Origin of the sequence: Glutamicibacter sp. AOP12-B1-11 (assembly GCF_052379245.1) — a bacterium.
Classification (GTDB): Bacteria; Actinomycetota; Actinomycetes; order Actinomycetales; family Micrococcaceae; genus Glutamicibacter.
This window is the reverse complement of record NZ_JBQSYL010000093.1, coordinates 1-569: the sequence shown is the minus strand read 5'-3', so window position 1 is coordinate 569 and position 569 is coordinate 1. Positions and strand designations below refer to the sequence as shown.

1 protein-coding gene is annotated in these 569 nt (G+C 50.1%); it reads left to right on the top strand.

The window, feature by feature from the left end; genetic code table 11:
* Positions 1–75 precede the first annotated feature (75 nt).
* Positions 76–569 (top strand): serine hydrolase (locus ACT3UQ_RS19735; protein WP_444637823.1); only part of this gene is annotated, 494 nt, incomplete at its 3' end.

The window sequence follows — 569 nt, the reverse complement described above, 5'->3', positions numbered from 1 at the left end:
GAAATCGATCGTTTAGGAAATCAATTCAGGTGGGCACTTATCCCTCTTGTCCGAGCCTGATGGCAGGATGGAGATATGCAGCACACTGTCCCTATCTACAGCATCGCGAAATCCTACACCGCCGCCGCTGTTCTCTTGACGTTTAATCCGCAACTACACATCGGTGATCGCCTGGTCTGGCTACCAGCGCATTTGAAATCCCTGTCGTTCGAAGACTTGCTCTCACACCGTTCCGGGCTCAATGATTATTTTGTTTGGCCGGACTATCGAGCTGCAGTAGAGAACGCCGCAGAACCTTGGGACGCAATGGACATCATTGCGCGTGCAGAGGTGCAAAACCCTGGCGGTTTTAGCTATTCAAATATCGGATATCTACTTCTACGCTTAGCTCTCGAAGAATTCCACCAGAAGCCTTTTTACAACGTGCTCGACAGCTTGATCTTTAGCCCTCTTGGGATTCAAGCCTCTCCTTTTGATTCCCCTGATGATTGGGAACAATGCAATCATCCCGCGATCACTGAAGAACTACGCAACTACCACCCAGGATGGGTGTACACCGGAACTTTCGC